Annotated in this window: 13 protein-coding genes; 1 reads left to right on the forward strand and 12 read right to left on the reverse strand. The window is 37.2% G+C overall.

Annotation, left to right across the window (positions count from 1 at the left end):
• Positions 1 to 318: 318 nt before the first annotated feature.
• From CLV62_RS12915 to CLV62_RS12960, 9 genes are all read right to left on the reverse strand, one after another.
• Complete coding sequence (locus tag CLV62_RS12915; RefSeq protein WP_110311201.1) at positions 319 to 978, reverse strand: hypothetical protein; 660 nt, start codon at positions 976 to 978, stop codon at positions 319 to 321.
• Between the two features lie 97 nt (positions 979 to 1,075).
• Positions 1,076 to 1,657 (reverse strand): non-canonical purine NTP diphosphatase, encoded by a 582-nt coding sequence (locus CLV62_RS12920; RefSeq protein ID WP_110311202.1) that lies wholly within the window; start codon positions 1,655 to 1,657, stop codon positions 1,076 to 1,078.
• Positions 1,623 to 2,777, reverse strand: a complete 1,155-nt coding sequence (locus tag CLV62_RS12925) for a hypothetical protein (RefSeq protein WP_110311203.1) — start codon at positions 2,775 to 2,777, stop codon at positions 1,623 to 1,625. The genes CLV62_RS12920 and CLV62_RS12925 overlap by 35 nt, the downstream gene beginning before the upstream one ends.
• Before the next feature lie 91 nt (positions 2,778 to 2,868).
• A complete protein-coding gene (gene porN / locus CLV62_RS12930; protein ID WP_110311204.1) occupies positions 2,869 to 3,927 on the reverse strand; it encodes a type IX secretion system ring subunit PorN/GldN in 1,059 nt (352 codons plus the stop codon).
• 106 nt (positions 3,928 to 4,033) lie between these two features.
• Positions 4,034 to 5,572 carry a type IX secretion system motor protein PorM/GldM gene (gene porM / locus CLV62_RS12935; protein ID WP_110311205.1) on the reverse strand — a complete coding sequence of 513 codons (1,539 nt, stop codon included), beginning with the start codon at positions 5,570 to 5,572 and terminating at the stop codon, positions 4,034 to 4,036.
• 63 nt (positions 5,573 to 5,635) lie between these two features.
• Positions 5,636 to 6,799 carry a type IX secretion system motor protein PorL/GldL gene (porL, locus tag CLV62_RS22055; protein WP_245904089.1) on the reverse strand — a complete coding sequence of 388 codons (1,164 nt, stop codon included), beginning with the start codon at positions 6,797 to 6,799 and terminating at the stop codon, positions 5,636 to 5,638.
• Between the two features lie 105 nt (positions 6,800 to 6,904).
• Positions 6,905 to 8,329, reverse strand: coding sequence for a T9SS ring complex lipoprotein PorK/GldK (porK, locus tag CLV62_RS12950; RefSeq protein ID WP_110311281.1), 1,425 nt, complete (start codon positions 8,327 to 8,329; stop codon positions 6,905 to 6,907).
• A 182-nt stretch (positions 8,330 to 8,511) separates the two neighbouring features.
• Positions 8,512 to 9,456 (reverse strand): PorP/SprF family type IX secretion system membrane protein, encoded by a 945-nt coding sequence (locus CLV62_RS12955; RefSeq protein ID WP_110311206.1) that lies wholly within the window; start codon positions 9,454 to 9,456, stop codon positions 8,512 to 8,514.
• Positions 9,457 to 9,647: 191 nt separating this feature from the next.
• Positions 9,648 to 11,492, reverse strand: a complete 1,845-nt coding sequence (locus CLV62_RS12960) for a 4-hydroxy-3-methylbut-2-en-1-yl diphosphate synthase (protein ID WP_110311207.1) — start codon at positions 11,490 to 11,492, stop codon at positions 9,648 to 9,650.
• Between the two features lie 307 nt (positions 11,493 to 11,799).
• Between CLV62_RS12960 and CLV62_RS12965 the strand changes: the two genes are divergently transcribed.
• The gene (locus CLV62_RS12965) at positions 11,800 to 13,464 is read left to right on the forward strand and encodes a mechanosensitive ion channel family protein (RefSeq protein WP_110311208.1); all 1,665 of its coding nucleotides are present in this window, start codon (positions 11,800 to 11,802) and stop codon (positions 13,462 to 13,464) included.
• A 7-nt stretch (positions 13,465 to 13,471) separates the two neighbouring features.
• On the opposite strand, the gene CLV62_RS12970 is transcribed toward CLV62_RS12965, so the two are convergent.
• The 3 genes from CLV62_RS12970 to rpsO form a co-directional block, all read right to left on the reverse strand.
• Positions 13,472 to 14,371, reverse strand: coding sequence for a hypothetical protein (locus CLV62_RS12970; protein WP_110311209.1), 900 nt, complete (start codon positions 14,369 to 14,371; stop codon positions 13,472 to 13,474).
• A 108-nt stretch (positions 14,372 to 14,479) separates the two neighbouring features.
• Positions 14,480 to 15,892 carry an MBOAT family O-acyltransferase gene (locus CLV62_RS12975; protein WP_110311210.1) on the reverse strand — a complete coding sequence of 471 codons (1,413 nt, stop codon included), beginning with the start codon at positions 15,890 to 15,892 and terminating at the stop codon, positions 14,480 to 14,482.
• 132 nt (positions 15,893 to 16,024) lie between these two features.
• Positions 16,025 to 16,294 carry a 30S ribosomal protein S15 gene (rpsO, locus tag CLV62_RS12980; protein WP_050709170.1) on the reverse strand — a complete coding sequence of 90 codons (270 nt, stop codon included), beginning with the start codon at positions 16,292 to 16,294 and terminating at the stop codon, positions 16,025 to 16,027.
• Between the last annotated feature and the right edge of the window lie 153 nt (positions 16,295 to 16,447).

Here is a 16,447-nt window from a genome sequence, read left to right on the forward strand (position 1 = left end):
CAGAAAGTCAGATCAACATCCGGACTACTAGTACATACGATGGGTAAAATTGCAATCGCATTTATTTATCTAATTTTTTAAATACTGATTCGCATGATTAACATATTTCTCACTGCCATTTGTATTGAAATTGAATAAAGAACCATCCTCTAGGCAAACGCATAAAAAAATCTATCCATCTAAATGGTATTATATGGACTGTGAGTATACCGTGAAAATGCTATTTAGAAATATCCTTAATAACATAAAATCATATAAATTTGGTTCTAAACGTATTATGTTTTCAAAAATCTTTCATACGTTTGTCCCTCGTTTGTTTTATTCAACATATCCTTTTCCGTAGCAAACTTTACATATTGGTGTATTGTGCGTATGGGATGCACTTGTACTACCACATTGACTGCAATATCTATTATTATTGCCTCCTGTATAATTAGGCGAATAAGTTATTTGGTCCATACCTTTTTTTGTGCCATTGCACCCTGGGCATTGCTTTCTGGTTGAATTACTACTACTCGCAGCGGGAGTAGCAGGGCTTACTATAATGGAAATAGGAGAGTTAGTTGTATTAGAGATAGGTTTTTTAATCAAAGCACAGGTTAGTATATTTTTCGGCGGGCTTGCCAGCACATAAACATAAGTTGAACCATCGTTTTCGACTCGTATGTTTAACCTACCGTAATTTTCGGTGAATATATAAGTAGCCACACCCCAATAGCTGTTACCCCGATAATATACCTTACCGTTGCTTGTTGCACCGTATTTCAGAAATCCGTTATCTACCGTATATCCCGATCTGTCGGAATCATAACATCCTTTCTCGTTAAAAGTTATGAATTGTCCTCTATTATTTCCTTTCATCTCTTTCCCATCTTTTGAAACAACCTTTAGCTGCGTGTAATAATGTGTTACCGGCTTGCCAGCAAATAGGTACAAAGAAAAGAAAATTAGAGTCAATGCTAATACAATTTTTTTCATCCTTCAAGGTCGTTTTTTTATTTTTAGACAGGTTTTCCAGAGCGATAAATATATAAAAAAGTCGCTTCAAAAAATCGAGGATACTGAAAAAAATTCTTTATTTCCTTAAAAATAGAACTAATTGCTCTACAGCTTTTGCTCTATGGCTTATGTTGTTCTTATCTTCAAGGGTCAATTCTGCAAATGTTTTATCGTAACCGTCAGCCTGAAAAACAGGATCGTATCCAAAACCCGATGTTCCTTTAGGCGATGTTGTAATAACGCCTTCTATTATTCCTTCGAACAGATAACGCTTACCACCCATAATAAGGGCAATCACTGTTCTGAAACGAGCTTTTCGGTTCTCTTTACCTTCCAATTCTTTAAGAAGTTTAGCAACATTGTCTTCCGAGCTTTTATGTTCTCCTGCATATCGTGCCGAATATACTCCGGGAGCATTATCTAATGCTTCTACTTCAAGACCTGTATCATCAGCAAAGCAATTCAAGTGGTAGGTATTCCATAGGTAGTCGGCTTTTATCATAGCGTTTTCCTCCAGTGTATCGCCTGTTTCGGGAACATCGGTATCATCACCAAGATCTTTTAGGCTTATAACCTGATAGTATTTGCCTACTTTGGCTCTTACTTCTTCGAGTTTATGTTCGTTATTTGTTGAAAAGACTAATTTTCTTATTTTCATTTTTGTCTGTTTTAGAGAGACATAAGCCTAGGACAACAAACGGAATAGTGATGTTGAAATAAGATATGTCGAATAGATCATTTGTAAGAGTTTCCATAAAACCATCTAAATAGAGGAATTTTATAAAACTCAAAAATATAAAACTAAAGAGTATAATCGAAATATAGAGAAGATATTCTTTATAGCTTTTCCAGCAAAAGGAAAATATGCTGATAAATACGAGTCCTGCCATTAATGTATAAATACTTCCCTGCTTTGTTTGAAGTATGAGAGGACTGTATTCGAAGAAAAACAGCATGTCGAAATCCCAGATCATTAAAGGTATAAACGGGCATACGAAGCCTAAAAGGCAACCTGTGATCAGTTTTAATTTTTCTATTTTATTTTTTCTAAAAAAGTAGGGTATAAAATAAATAGCTAAAGGTATTCCCGTAAATAGGCGGGTGCACAATAAAAGACCTATGATTAGTCCTAATGGGATCAGGTATTTTGTGTTTCTAAAGCTAAAATGGAATATAGTAATAAAGAGCAGGCAGATGAACATATTGTTCATTAAATCGCTTCTTACAGCTATTTCCCACCAATAGCAAGGTGATAGTAGCAGCAAGAATAGAAACAGCGTTAAGTTAAACTCTTTACGATATGTAAATAATACAAAAGATACTAAGGCAAGTGTAACCAAATGCCCGACACCCATTTCTCCGAGAAAATAAAAGGGGATATGTAATACTTGCCATACAGGAAATGGCGACGGGTAATTACCCGTAACATGTGTATATGTATAGTAAGGATATTTACCTTGAAAGAGAGTATCAGACCAGTTATACAGGGCAGACCAACGGTCTACAGTTACATTATAAGGGTCGATAAGCAGTAATAATGAAATAGCAATGCAAATTATTATTGCGAGTAGTATATAGCTGTATCGCTTTTTATTCAGCTCTTCTTGTAAGAAATATTTATAGAAACAATAGGATGAAAATAAAGCAATCCCATATATTGCCGATACATAAAATGAATACGCAGGACAGTATTTTACGACAAATAACATATTAATAATCACCAAAATGAATAGTAATACCTTTTGGGTGTTATTGTCAAATATTTGTCTTTTCGTCATTTTTTAGTTTACGAACTGTTAGTAAATGAGCTCACAAATCTCACTTATCAACTACTTTTTACTTAGCCAAGTTATAAAAAGGTCTGAGACCTTAGTTTCTTTTTCGGTTTCTCATACTACGTGCAGGAGCCGATTGCGATTTAGCCTCTTTTTGAACAGTTGCTCTGGTAGTACCTGTTGTACTGTTGGCTGTTGGAGCATTCTTTATGCTTGGACCTTTCCCTTTGTTATTAGCTTGAGCGGCAGCATTATTTGCTGCAACAGAATCGTTATACACCCAAAGATTAGCATTGAACTCTTTTAACTGAGCTTCAATTTTCTTTTGTGCTTCTTTACGTTTCGCTTCATCGGGATATAGTTGAGCCAAAGTGAGGTCACGCACATTGGTCGTTTTTTCGATATCTCCTTCAAACAGATGTTTGGTGAAGTAATCGTTGATAGTCAAGGTCGTTGCATTATTCAAACTCGATACCATAATAGGCATACGCGATGTGTAAGGTCGTATATTTTCGTAAGGAACCCAGAACATCGGATAACGGGTTCTATCCACACCAAAATCATCTTGTCTGATAATTACAGGAGATATAGCCAGTGTTTTGATATCTACAATAGAATTGTTTTTATCAAAATACCAAGCCTCTTTTACATAATAGCCCAATACCTCATTGCTAGGGATATCTACATCTTCAACAATAAATTTACCGTTTTCCTGACGATACATAATATTGAAATCTTCCAATACATCTTTGAAAGTTTCTCTGTTCTCTTCAGTGAAAACCTCAGCACCACCCAATTTGTATCTGTAGACAGTTATATCTCCATTTTGGAGATGTCTGAATATCAGAGTAAACAGATTGGTACGCTCTCCGATAGGCGTTACAGGATAGTATAGGGTAGCGTTTTTTTCTTTTTCGAGATCGATAAAACGATATATCTCACGCATCCAGGGAGCATTATCTATCTCCTGAGTTTGCGATTCGTTCATTATTTGGGCTCTCACAGTCAACGGAGGTTTTCCCGAGTTGCTCTGCTGATTTTGTCGTTTGGCGATACGGTCACGCAAAGACGACTCCTGATCTTGTGCAGAGATTGTCTGGGCGATTAGCAAACTACATAACCCTATAGTAATTGTTAGAAATAATCTTTTCATATATATTTTGTTCTAATCGAAGGTCACAGACCTTTTTATATAATAAAGTTAAGCTGATTCTGAATAATTTATTTGTTTAAGCAATAAAGAGGTCTGAGACCTCGGCTTAATTTATTCTTACTTCGATAGCTGTGAGATCTCTTTCCACACCATCTTTTCCTCTCACTTTTACCTCGGTGATAAAGAAGGTTTTTCCTCTGGGCAACTCTCTGATCTGAGCTTTCTGTTTGTCGGAAAAGTTACCTCCATCAGATGCTATACGAACGCCATTTCCCATAGCGTCGATAAATAAGGTGGTAAATTTCAATACGGTAAATTGCCTGTCGAGTAATCCGTCATCGATAGATGCTTTTACACCTGTGGCGTTTGTTATAACCGATTTAGAGATTCTGCCTCCTTTATATCTTTTGAGGTTACCATCGGCATCGGCATATTCGATGTATGGAGTAGGGTCGGGTAGGAGACGTACTCTGAATTCCTGATCGCTTACAAAAGTAGTTCCGTTAAATACCGATATTTTCATATTGGTTCCGGCTCTGGTTGGTTTAGCGATCCAGTTTTGTCCCGATTTGGTAATTGCTCCGTTAGTTGCTGTAACGCGAAGCTGATCGTTAGACATACCCGGAACGGATATAGTCAATTTGTTATCTTCTCCCTGATACAAAACATTGGCTTCGGCTACTTGTATAGTAGTCATACGCGGTACAACGTGGTATTCGCTTTTAAACGGACGGGTAATAACCTCTCCGTCGGGCGTACTGAGTGTAACCATCCCCGAGAATACTTTATTGATACCAACACCGCCTGCTCCAACTTTAAATTCTCCGTTTGCATTGATCGAAGGTAAACTAAACGTCGGACGTTTGGTAGTATCTATTGCAGTAAGTACTACACGACCTTCGTATGTTCCTCCCTCCATTATGAATTCCGATTTGGGAACAACTTCTGCTTGCAAACTATTTACACGGAAGTCTTTTGCTCCTATCTGATTATAAAGGTCAGCTAATACTTCGCCTTGCGTGGCACGTATATCGCTTTGTATTTTAGTTAGCATAGTAATTGTAACCGAAGTAGGCATTTGTTCGAATAATGCTTCTTCCCAGTTTTTATTGTCCAGATTACCCCTTTTCGGATTATCTGTGTTAAGTCTGCTTTTTATAATATCTTTTCTTGATGTTCCGGTAATCAGATTGATAGCCTGTTCACGGTATACATCTATAGACGATTTCAGTTTTTTAGCTTCGTTATTTATGCCTACCAACATAACATCGGTTGAAGCATCAATATTTTCTCTGTTTATTATGTTATTCAAATCTCCTTTTTCTCCATCCGCTTGTTTTACTATGCGGGTCTTTAACTCCTGAATGTGATTATATAACTGATCCGATTGTTGAGAAAATTGAGCAGCAGGAAGATACCATTGTTCTGCTTTTATGGGATTCTGATTGTTTATATCTGTGAGACTGTTAAAAACGAGTTGATTTTGCGCCTCCGAACTTTTTATAGTTTGGTTTAATCCTTCGTCTACCATGTCAAAACCATCAAGTACCTCTTCGGGTAGATTGATAGCAAGCATAGCGATAAAAACCAGATACATCAGGTTTATCATTTTCTGTCTTGGAGACCTTGGATTAGTTGAAGCCATTAGTAGTTACAAGTTAATAGTTACAAGTTACAAATTTGTTTCTTAGAGGATAAATTCCTCAAATCAAGGTTGAGGATCGTTACCTATTGTATTAGGATTGAAGCCTCCGCCCATATTCATGTTACTTGTCATAGCTTGCAGCAAACGAGCATATACTTTGTTAAGTTCGGTAAGTTGCTGAGCCATTTTTTCTGTTTCGTTTTTGAAGATAGAACTATCTACAAGCGATCCGCCGTATAATTTCTTGATACGGTCTAAGCCTGCATTGATTTCTTCGATTGTATGAATCTGACCACTTACGCCCTTCAATTGTATTTCGTATATGGTATTTAATCCCGAAATATTACGATTGAGAGTTTCCATTTGGGTGACATACCCTTGGGTATTCGTTCCGATACCATCCGAATTATCAATAATAGTTTGGAATGAACCTAACAGCGACTCGGATATTTTGCCCAATGACTCGGTTACTTGTGCAAACTTAGCCATGTTATCAGACATGTGAGACATTTGATCAACATACTTTGCAGAAGCTTCTACAACATTGGCTCCATCAAGAACCACAGCTCCACCGGTAACTATTGTACCGCCGGATATTGATCCTCCGCCGCTGCCTGAACCCGCCGGTGCATATTGATTTCCTCCGGATACGTTTGAAGAAGTTCCCGAAGAAGCAGTACCTCCACCACCTATTATAGTTGTGCCACCGCCTGCGTTTCCTCCTCCATTGTTATTATTTCGGCCACTATTTCCACCACCACTGTTACCGCTTTGAGGTATATTGTTGTTGCCGGTGTTATTAGTATTACCAGTATTACCAGAGCTTGCAACATTATTTCTGCCACTACCGCCAGTAGAGCCGGCATTACCTCCTTGTTGTGAAGGAGTAGAGGTTTGCTGTATAGCAGGTCCACTTTGTTGTTGTATTTGTGCTCTTTCGGCTCTTGGGACAAAACCCTCTTCATCTACCAAAGCAGGATACACTTCTTCCCATTTATACTCTTTAGCAGGTTTTTCGAATGCTGACAATAAGAATACAATAGCCTCGGTTATCATACCGATCATAAGCATCTGATTACCGAAAGGAAGGTGAAGAATCTTGAACATCGCACCTAGAATAACGATAGCAGCACCTACACTATAAACGACATTGAAGAAGCGTTTACCGTTGTTACTGTCCAGATATTTTTCAAGAAAGTTTTTATATCGTCTGTACTTTTTACCCATGGTTGTACTGTTTTTAAGCAAAAGAAAGTATTTAGTTATGTATTTAAATTATAACAGTCTATATTTGTTATAGTTGTCAAAGTAATAAACAGGTCTGAGACCTTCTTATCTTTTTGATCTGGCAAATCCTATCTGAGTTCTCACACAACGGAATCCCACGTAGGAACGAGGCTGATTTTGATATTCCGAGTCACGCATATCGCCACGAATAAATCGACCGACATCTTTCCATGAACCTCCTTTTATAACCTTTTTCTTTGCGGCGTAAGGGTCTTCGATGGCTGCGTTGTACTTATATTGAGGATTCAGATCATTCATTTCCTTGCTTCCGGCTTCGGTGTAGGTTGTTGATGTCCACTCAGAGACGTTTCCTGCCATATCATAAAGTCCAAAAGCATTGGGCGAGTAGCTGCCCACACGAGAGGTTATAAGATTACCGTCTTTAGTATAGTTTCCTTCTCCCGGTTTGAAGTTGGCCATAAAGCATCCCTTCTCGGATTGGGTACTTTCGGAATCCCAAGGATATTTGTTTTCTGATTTTCCGCTTCTGGCAGCAAATTCCCATTCGCCTTCAGTCGGTAATCTATAAGGTTCTATATTACGCCCTCTGGTTCCCATTCCCATTTTAAAGAACATGGTTCTCCATTCGCAAAATGCAGTAGCCTGCTCCCAGGTTACACCTACGACCGGATAGTCGTTGTAACCCGAATGTGAGAAGTACATACGCATATAAGGTTCATTATAAGCATTATTGAAATCGTTGACCCAAACAGTTGTATCGGGGTAAATGTTAACGATTTTGGTATTCAGGAAATCGAATAATGAACTTAAGGGCCGGTTGATTGTCATATTCACAGGCTTTCCGTTCTCGTCAAGAAAAGCAGTATCCTTCGAAATCATAATCATTTCATTGGGGTCAACCTGTATATCGGTATTTAAGATACGTTGAGCAGGGTTTAATCTGTTGCGGCGTTTTGCAGCCTCTGTATGATCAAACCATTCGTATCTGAAATTAAATTGTTCGGGATCGAGACCTCTTTCTCCTGTAATCGGATTTACTTCGGTCAAACTCAATATAGCACGTTCTTCGTCTTCATTAGGACGCTTTGGTATTGGTCTTTTCCAATTCAGGTATGGTTTTACAGGATCTCCATAGCGATCCTCTGTAATTTTGTAAGTTTCATCGCCTCCGAACGCAGGGTCGGCCAGACGTTCTCTGAGGATAGAGTCACGTACCCAATATACAAACTGGCGATATTCGGAGTTGGTGATCTCCGTGTCGTCCATCCAGAAAGCATCTACTGATACTCCTTTGGCGTTTGCTGTGATGCCCCATAATGAATCGCTGTCAGCAGGACCCATAGCAATAGAACCTCGCGAAACCAGAACCATTCCATAAGGATTCGATTCTGCCCACGATGAACTTCCGATGCCTACAAGTTCACCTCCTACGCTTCCCGCACCTCCCGGTTTCCCGCAAGAGGTAGTCAGCATCAGGATGGTGATCGATGCAAAAAGTAAATTCTTCATATAATTTATTGAGAGTCCGGATCTCTTTGTCATAAAAGTCTTGTTTCAGTTATAATAACTCTTTAGTAATTTCAACTATTTGTTACTGCGTTTTATTTATAAGGGCAGACCTATGTGTTTATCATCAATAGGTTAAGACATTGGTTCGTCCTTATATTAATCGTATAAAAAGGTCTGAGACCTTAAAGTATTCTGACACTTTTGTGCCTGTTTTGTCCATTTTTTGCAAGTTTGATCGGCATTGCATAGCGTACAAAAAACTCATGGCTTCCTCCGCTTTTCAGTGCTATTTCCGAAGTGGAGAGGTCATAAGCATATCCGGCATCTACGCCAAAGATATTTATTCCGAGCAAAAATACAAAACCGTCGTCTTTCCTCCAACTTATACCTCCGTTAAACATTTTATTGTATACAACTCGTGCTGTTACATCGTATTGTGTAACTACATTATCTGTTTTTACCAACACCGAAGGCTGTAGCTCATACAACGGATTACGTAATCTTAAATTGTATCCTGCTGTAAAATAGTATACTCTGCCTACAAGCGTTGCTGTACCATCATCAAGCTCAAAAGTGGGCTGGGTGATATGTGTCAACGATATTCCTATATAATACCTTGGTGCTACCCATGCCAGTCCGATATTGCCATCTATAACCCGAGCTTCGGCAGGAACACTGGGTATTTCGAGCCCGTCCTCCTTCTGACTATCGGGAATGCGTATTTTAGATGCATCAAAGCCTATATTCAGGAAACCTGCTTGTACTCCTACATTAAGAAGGTTTCTTTTAAAACGTTTTTTATATACATACTGTGCTCCGACAGATGTGTTTTTAAATAAACCGGACGATTCGGTCAATGCCACTATTCCTACACCATGCTTGCGCCCTAAAAAACTGATTGGCATATCTGCCGATAAAATAAATGTTTTAGGAGCATTCTCTATTCCTACCCATTGCTGACGGTGCAATAGGGTTGCTTGTATAGAATCTTTTTCGGCGGCAAAGGCAGGGTTGAAAAAAGTTTTAACTTTCCAATACTGACTAACTTGTCCATCCCATTGAGCTTTTAGATCCAAAGAGAAGCAAAAGCTAATAAGCAACGCCAGTAAGATATAACCAAATTTCATCAATACCTTTTATAAATCAAATATTTAGCTCGGCAAAAGTACATTTATTATTTAGTATGCCCCAAAAATATGAATAAATCTTAATTCTTTTTCACAATATGGGTGTTAAATAATGAGACATCGTAAATAGTTACAAGATAAAAACAAGCTTGTACTTATTATCTGTAACTCGTAACTACTTTACTTCTTCCTTAATCAGGTTCTACCCAATCTCCATGAGATTTAATCAGTTCTACTAATCTTTCCACAGCCTGTTCCGAAGGAATGTTTTTCTCTATAAGATCTTGTCTTTTATAGAGTGATATTTTTCCTTTTTCAGCACCTACATATCCATAATCGGCATCCGCCATTTCTCCGGGACCGTTAACAATACAGCCCATTACACCAATCTTCAGGTGTTTGAGGTGAGAGGTCGACCCTTTCACTCGTGCCACTGTCGATTGCAGATCGAATAATGTACGTCCGCAACTGGGGCATGATATATATTCGGTTTTGGTTGTACGGACACGCGCCGCCTGCAATACTCCGAAAGTATAGGCGTCAATATTTTTTTGAGGAATAGTACCTCCGTTTTCTATCATAGCACCATTACCAAAGCCATCGAGAAGTATTGCTCCAAAGTCGATACCTGCTTTTATCTGTATATCTTCTTCTTGATTTTCGTTGTATTTGCGATTGAGTACTATAGGTGTTTTGCAATCGTTGTTCATCAATGTATGGATGAATGCACGTTGTTCTCCCACGCCATTTTTGTGGTCTGTGGTTATAATGACAACAATACTTTGATCTGCTTTTAAGATAGATATAACTTCGTCCGATAGATCAGGGTAACCTATTTGAAGGAATTTGATTGCTGCTGTATTATCTTTTATTTTATTGAAATTATCTTTATTGAATAAAGGATAGGTATTCTTTTCTTCTTTCCAGCCGTCAGCATCTATGATTATGGAAATAGATCTCGGGGCTTCGGCAGGTAATTCTTTACCTACATATATGTAGTCGGGTAAGAAATGAACATTAAATTCAAAATTACCGTTCGACCTGTTCGAAATTACGATAGGTAATTTATCTCCTCCTATATTTTCTATACTGTATGTCTTGCGTTTTAGGGTAGAGAATGGTGAGAAATTAGGATTAATAGTTGCTTTTATTTCGGGATGATTGGCACGTTCTAACACGTAATTTACCATCTTCTTGGCAACGGGAACTTCAAATTCGGGGTCTTCACTCAGTGATACGCGTACGGTATCGCCAATTCCATCCGAAAGTAATGCACCGATGCCTACAGCCGATTTTATACGTCCGTCTTCGCCGTCTCCTGCCTCGGTTACGCCAAGGTGAAGAGGGAAAGCCAAACCTTCTTCATCCATCTTTTGTACCAATAGCCGCACTGCCTTGGTCATTACAATGGTATTGGATGCTTTCATTGATATGGCTATATCCGTGAAATTCTGCTCAAGGCAGATACGAAGAAATTCCATACACGATTCTACCATGCCTTCGGGAGTATCTCCGTAGCGAGTTAGAATACGATCAGATAATGATCCGTGATTCACGCCTATACGAACAGCGGTATTGTGTTCTTTGCAAATGTTGAGGAATGAAGTCAGTTTAGTCCGTATCTTTTCTATTTCGATAGCATACTCTTCGTCGGTAAATTCTTTACCTTCAAAAACTTTAGCTCCGTCTACAAAATTACCGGGATTGATACGTACTTTTTCTACGTGTTTTGCTGCGGCTTCGGCTGCTCGGGGGTTAAAGTGAATATCGGCGATGAGAGGGGTATTGTATCCTCTCTTGCGGATTTCTTCTTTTATGTTTTTCAGATTTTCGGCTTCACGGACTCCTTGAGCCGTTAAGCGTACATAATCAGCTCCGGCCTCAATAATACGAATAGTTTGTTCTACACTACTTTCTGTATCATTGGTATTGGTGCTTGTCATCGATTGTATTCTGATCGGATTGTCGCCACCCAGAGGGGTATTCCCTATTTTTGCTATAGACGATACACGTCTTTTATAATTGAAAAAATCCATTTGAAGTTTTAATTAGTTGAACTAAACTTTAACAAAGGTAGATATTTTTTGTTCTCTCTATTTTATATCCGATGCTAAATAAATGATTCTCTTTTTCTAAAACACTATTGCATACTCTATTGTTGTATATTGTAGTGACAAATATACCAAAAATAGGAATAAAGAAACTGTATACATTAAGAACTCTTATTTATTGATGCTATTAATATTTTGTATTACTTATATTTGTACATCAAATATTGTGTAATTTAAATTATACGACTCACTGAATAAAATAACATAACTTGCATCCTTTATTTTACAGAATATGTATAAAAAATATTCAATCTCATACCGCTTCGTCTTTTTGCTCGCATTATTAATATTATGCTGTGCCCCTGCATTTGGTCAAAAGAAGAAGAATAAGAAAAAAGCAGTTGAAGTTGTTCAGATAGATACGATTCAGATTGCAAAGCTGTTTCCTAAAAAAGCACCGGTGGTTCCTTTCCGTGATACCATATTTTACATATACGGGAATATGGGATCTTTTACCTCGGAACAAAGAGCTGCTGCCATAAGTGAAAGAATAAGAGTTTTGTATGATGATCCCCATTTTGATGACGATTCTATAAAACTGATAGATATTGATGATAATATCAAGCTTGTATATAAAAATGATTTGATAGTTAGTGTAGATACTTTGCAGGCTGCATTGGGAGAGAAAACAAAAATAGCACTGGCGCAATTCTTCAGAGAGAAGATCATAACTTCCATTCATAAACATCAGGAAGAAAATAGTTTAAAGCGAATTGCCATTCAAGCAGGATGGGTAGCATTAATATTGCTGGTGATATTTTTCCTGTTAAGAGGCCTTTTCTTTGTATATCGAAGAGTCAAAATATTTATCAGGCTGCAAAGAGGAAAACGGATAAAAGGAATCTTTGGGCTTATAGATGCCGACCGGGAGGTGCATCTCTTTATCTTTTTGCTTAAGCTTCTACGGTTCATCTTGATAATTATGTCTCTTTATTTGGGTATTTGGGCTTTGTTCAAAGTGTTTCCTAATACCACAGATCTTTCGGATCGATTATTAAATTATGTTCTTTCTCCATTAAAATCTATAGCTCGTAGTATAATTGACTATTTACCCGAGTTTTTCACCATTCTGGTGATTATGGTTATCTTTATGTATATCCGTAAGTCATTTCGTTTTATAGCACAACAGATTAGTAGTGGTAAAATTACGATTAAAGGTTTTTATCCCGATTGGGCTACTCCTACATATAATATCCTGAATGTGATATTGTATATCTTTATGTTTATACTCATATTCCCTTATTTGCCAAAGTCGGATTCTACAGTATTTCAAGGGGTATCGGTTTTTGCGGGTATTATGCTTTCGCTTGGGTCAACTTCCATAATAGGAAACCTTGTGGCAGGACTGGTTATAACTTATATGCGCCCTTTCAAGATCGGTGACCGTATTAAGATGGACGATTGCCTGGGGGATGTTGTAGAAAAAACAGCACTTGTAACACGGGTAAGAACTCTCAAGAATGAGATTATAACAATACCCAATTCGAATGTGATGAACACTAAGACCCTTAATTATTCGGCTTCTGCACGTGAATATGGTCTGATTTTATATATACATGTAACAGTTGGTTACGATGTTCCATGGGAGCAAGTACACGACCTGCTTTTGACGGCTGCCTCGCATACCGATAATCTACTGAAAAAGCAAAAACCTTTTATATTACAAACTGCATTGGATGAATTCAATATAGAGTATCAGTTGAATGTGTACACGAAAGAGGCCGGTAAAATGAGCGCAATATATTCCGATTTACGAAAACATGTACAAGATGTATTTAAAGAAGCAGGTATAAATCTTGTTTCGCCACATTTTATTATAAATAAGAATTTTGACGGAGATAAGGAGGCGAATCAAAATTCTGTTAAGCCCCAATCTACTAAATCCTCTGATAAATAAGATAGTATTATTTTAGACTATCCATTTGTCTTTTAAAAAAGAGTGTGTATTTTTCGGCAGATGCTCCATCTAAATGGAGTCCATCTGTTGTACCATAATTGCTACAGTCGGGCATATCGATATATTGATATTTATCGCGGGGAAATGTTCTATAAAATTGATTGCGTATCGCTGTCGGTTTATTCAATCCGCACAATTCATGTTGAATAGGCATTTCAAAAAATACTACAGTTACATTGTTTTTCTCAAGGATATCAACGTAGTATTTAAGATTTTGAGCATCTTTTTCTAAGTCTGAAGCATTTGGCATCTGTGATTCTTCTTCTAATAACCGGGGTAGGATTCTAGTAAGCATATCTACTTCTTCTATTCCATGATGTTCTCTGGTAACTATTTTTCCTGCAACACTGTGTAGTATAGTTTGAGTAATGTATATCCCATAAGCTGTAATTTTTTGTCCATAAGGTATGGCAATAAACCCCATCGGTTGTTTTCCATCGCGAATAGGGATAAAATACTTACGCAGGAATGTCATTACCGGATTATTCAGCGAAGTGGTGAAATCTACGGAAGCTTTCCTGTCAATCTTATTCATCTCGATGAAGATCTTTTGGGGATATACACCTTTTCTTGTTAAGGTTTGTAGTCCGTCAAAAATACCAAGTCCTCCCATGGAGAGATTATAGACATTGGGTAGGTAGCCAATAATAAGCCTGTCTGCTAATGACGATCCTACAATAATATTTTCAACCGAATCGGTATCTGAATATAGATATTCCTGAGCTTTTATTTGATTATCCTGCCATTGATGTTCCGATACAAATCGGTGAGAGTCTGTTACAAATGTTACTATAATTGTATAAGCTATAAATATAATAAAGAATGATAGTAAAGTTTTTTTTACCATAATCCCGATATATTAAGTAAATAAAAATATTTGATGATATATTTTAGAGTCATAAAAGTTTATAGTTTTTATACTTGGCAAATATTAAAATTAAATAGGTTTGAAACCTTAAAATTGAAAATAAATGAATGAACCACTGGTTCCGGAGTTTGTAATCACAAAAAATAAAAGAATCGCATAAAGGATATATTCTTTCTTCTTTAAGATGAACCAAAATTTACTATTTCTATATAAGTATAATAAATGGTAAATAATAACAGGGATTGAATACAGGATAATATACATATTCAGTTTCACATTGCTTTGTATAAACACATTATTTGCCATCGACTCAAAGTATTTAATAACATGGCTAAAGTCGGGCAGTTTAAATAGTAGCCAAGCCAATGTAACCATCGTAAATACAAAGAATCCCTTAATTACAAGTAGAAATCGGGGGAGCTTTATTTTTATATTATCATTAGTTAGCCTTTCTATTGCTAACATTCCTCCGTGCAATGCTCCCCAGGTAGCATAGCTCCATCCTGCCCCGTGCCAAAGTCCTCCAAGTACCATAGTGAGTAATAAGTTAAAATAAGTTCGCCATTTTCCTTTGCGGTTTCCACCCAAAGGGAAGTATAAATACTCCATAAGGAAGGTGGAAAGTGAAATATGCCATCGTTTCCAAAACTCCTTAAAAGAGGTTGATATATAGGGGAAATTAAAATTCGTTTGAAAATCGTATCCGAATACTTTTGCCAATCCTATTGCAATTAATGAATAGCCTGCAAAATCGGCAAAGATCTGGATAGAATATCCAAATAGCATTGTGGATAGATCGATTGTTGAATATTTTTCAAAGTAGGGATAGCTGATCCAGAATGTGAAATTTTTCAGATTATCGGCAATAACCATTTTCAGAAAATATCCTGTAATGAGGTTTTTGACCGCACTCTCCCAGTTTATCTCTTTGAAACGTTTGTCCATGATTTGGGGATAGAAATCATGAGCCTTCAAAATAGGACCTGCTATAAGGTGTGGAAAGAATGAAATGAAAAACAGGGTTCGCTGAGCGTGTTGTAAAAGGGAGGGCGAAATGAATGTTTTTGCTTTTTCGTCAGCGTCTTTATCTCTCCATACATCTATCAATAGGCTTATTCCTTCGAAAGTAAAAAATGAAATACCTATAGGAAGCGGAATCATCAGTAAGAAATGACCTACTGAACTCTCCGGATTGAAAAGAGTAGCCGATATTAATGGACTATACTTGAAGAAAGCCAATCCGAGAACATTAAGAATAACCCCTGTTGTTGCAACCAGTTTTCTTTTTTGAGGATTGCCATATACTACATAATAGCTGGTAGCAATATTAAGCCCCGCAGAAAAAAGTAAGAGAAGTGTAAACCATGGTTGATCGTATGCATAGAAGATCAGACTGGATATCACTAATATAGATACCTGATGCTTAGATACCTTGGGTAAATAATACAGGATAAAAGTTATAAGAAACAGAATGAGAAAAGGTACACTTGTAAATAGCATTTATAACGATTGATAAATGATTGGGGTGTAAGTCAACTAAAAAATAATAGGCTGTAGTGTGAGTATGCTATTAAAGAAAAAAAGTTACTACTCAATTGCTGAGGAGTAACTTTTATACTTTTGGAAAAGATTTTACTTTCTGATTCCAAGCTCTTTGATGATAGCACGATATCTGTTGATATCTACTTCGATCAGGTAATCCAATAAACGACGACGTTTACCTACCAACATTTTAAGAGCACGTTCAGTGTTATAATCTTTGTGATTTGACTTTAAGTGACCAGTCAAATGCGAAATACGGTACGAAAACAATGCAATCTGCGCTTCAGGTGAGCCAGTATCAGTGTTAGACTTTCCGTATTTAGCGAAGATTTCTTCTTTCTTTTGCGAATCTAAATACATAATTCGTTTTTATTTTGATTAAAAATTCGCTGCAAAGATAAGAGTTATTTTCTGATGAACAAATGTTTATGATGTTTTTTGCCTCTGAATAGCATTGTTTAATAATGGCTACTGTATTTTTCTTTACCTTATTTTTCTTTATCCCAATTATCA

Source organism: Indolivaga alginatilytica (assembly GCF_003201355.1).
GTDB classification, from domain to species: Bacteria; Bacteroidota; Bacteroidia; order Bacteroidales; family Dysgonomonadaceae; genus Dysgonomonas_A; species Dysgonomonas_A alginatilytica.

What these genes read in the sequence shown, in the direction of transcription:
- CLV62_RS12975 (WP_110311210.1), bottom strand. Translation starts at nt 15,892, where the DNA reads ATGCTATTTACAAGTGTACCTTTTCTCATTCTGTTTCTTATAACTTTT.
- CLV62_RS12970 (WP_110311209.1), bottom strand. Translation starts at nt 14,371, where the DNA reads ATGGTAAAAAAAACTTTACTATCATTCTTTATTATATTTATAGCTTAT.
- porK (WP_110311281.1), bottom strand. Translation starts at nt 8,329, where the DNA reads ATGAAGAATTTACTTTTTGCATCGATCACCATCCTGATGCTGACTACC.
- porN (WP_110311204.1), bottom strand. Translation starts at nt 3,927, where the DNA reads ATGAAAAGATTATTTCTAACAATTACTATAGGGTTATGTAGTTTGCTA.
- CLV62_RS12965 (WP_110311208.1), top strand. Translation starts at nt 11,800, where the DNA reads ATGTATAAAAAATATTCAATCTCATACCGCTTCGTCTTTTTGCTCGCA.
- porL (WP_245904089.1), bottom strand. Translation starts at nt 6,799, where the DNA reads ATGGGTAAAAAGTACAGACGATATAAAAACTTTCTTGAAAAATATCTG.
- CLV62_RS12920 (WP_110311202.1), bottom strand. Translation starts at nt 1,657, where the DNA reads ATGAAAATAAGAAAATTAGTCTTTTCAACAAATAACGAACATAAACTC.
- porM (WP_110311205.1), bottom strand. Translation starts at nt 5,572, where the DNA reads ATGGCTTCAACTAATCCAAGGTCTCCAAGACAGAAAATGATAAACCTG.
- CLV62_RS12915 (WP_110311201.1), bottom strand. Translation starts at nt 978, where the DNA reads ATGAAAAAAATTGTATTAGCATTGACTCTAATTTTCTTTTCTTTGTAC.
- rpsO (WP_050709170.1), bottom strand. Translation starts at nt 16,294, where the DNA reads ATGTATTTAGATTCGCAAAAGAAAGAAGAAATCTTCGCTAAATACGGA.
- CLV62_RS12955 (WP_110311206.1), bottom strand. Translation starts at nt 9,456, where the DNA reads ATGAAATTTGGTTATATCTTACTGGCGTTGCTTATTAGCTTTTGCTTC.
- CLV62_RS12925 (WP_110311203.1), bottom strand. Translation starts at nt 2,777, where the DNA reads ATGACGAAAAGACAAATATTTGACAATAACACCCAAAAGGTATTACTA.
- CLV62_RS12960 (WP_110311207.1), bottom strand. Translation starts at nt 11,492, where the DNA reads ATGGATTTTTTCAATTATAAAAGACGTGTATCGTCTATAGCAAAAATA.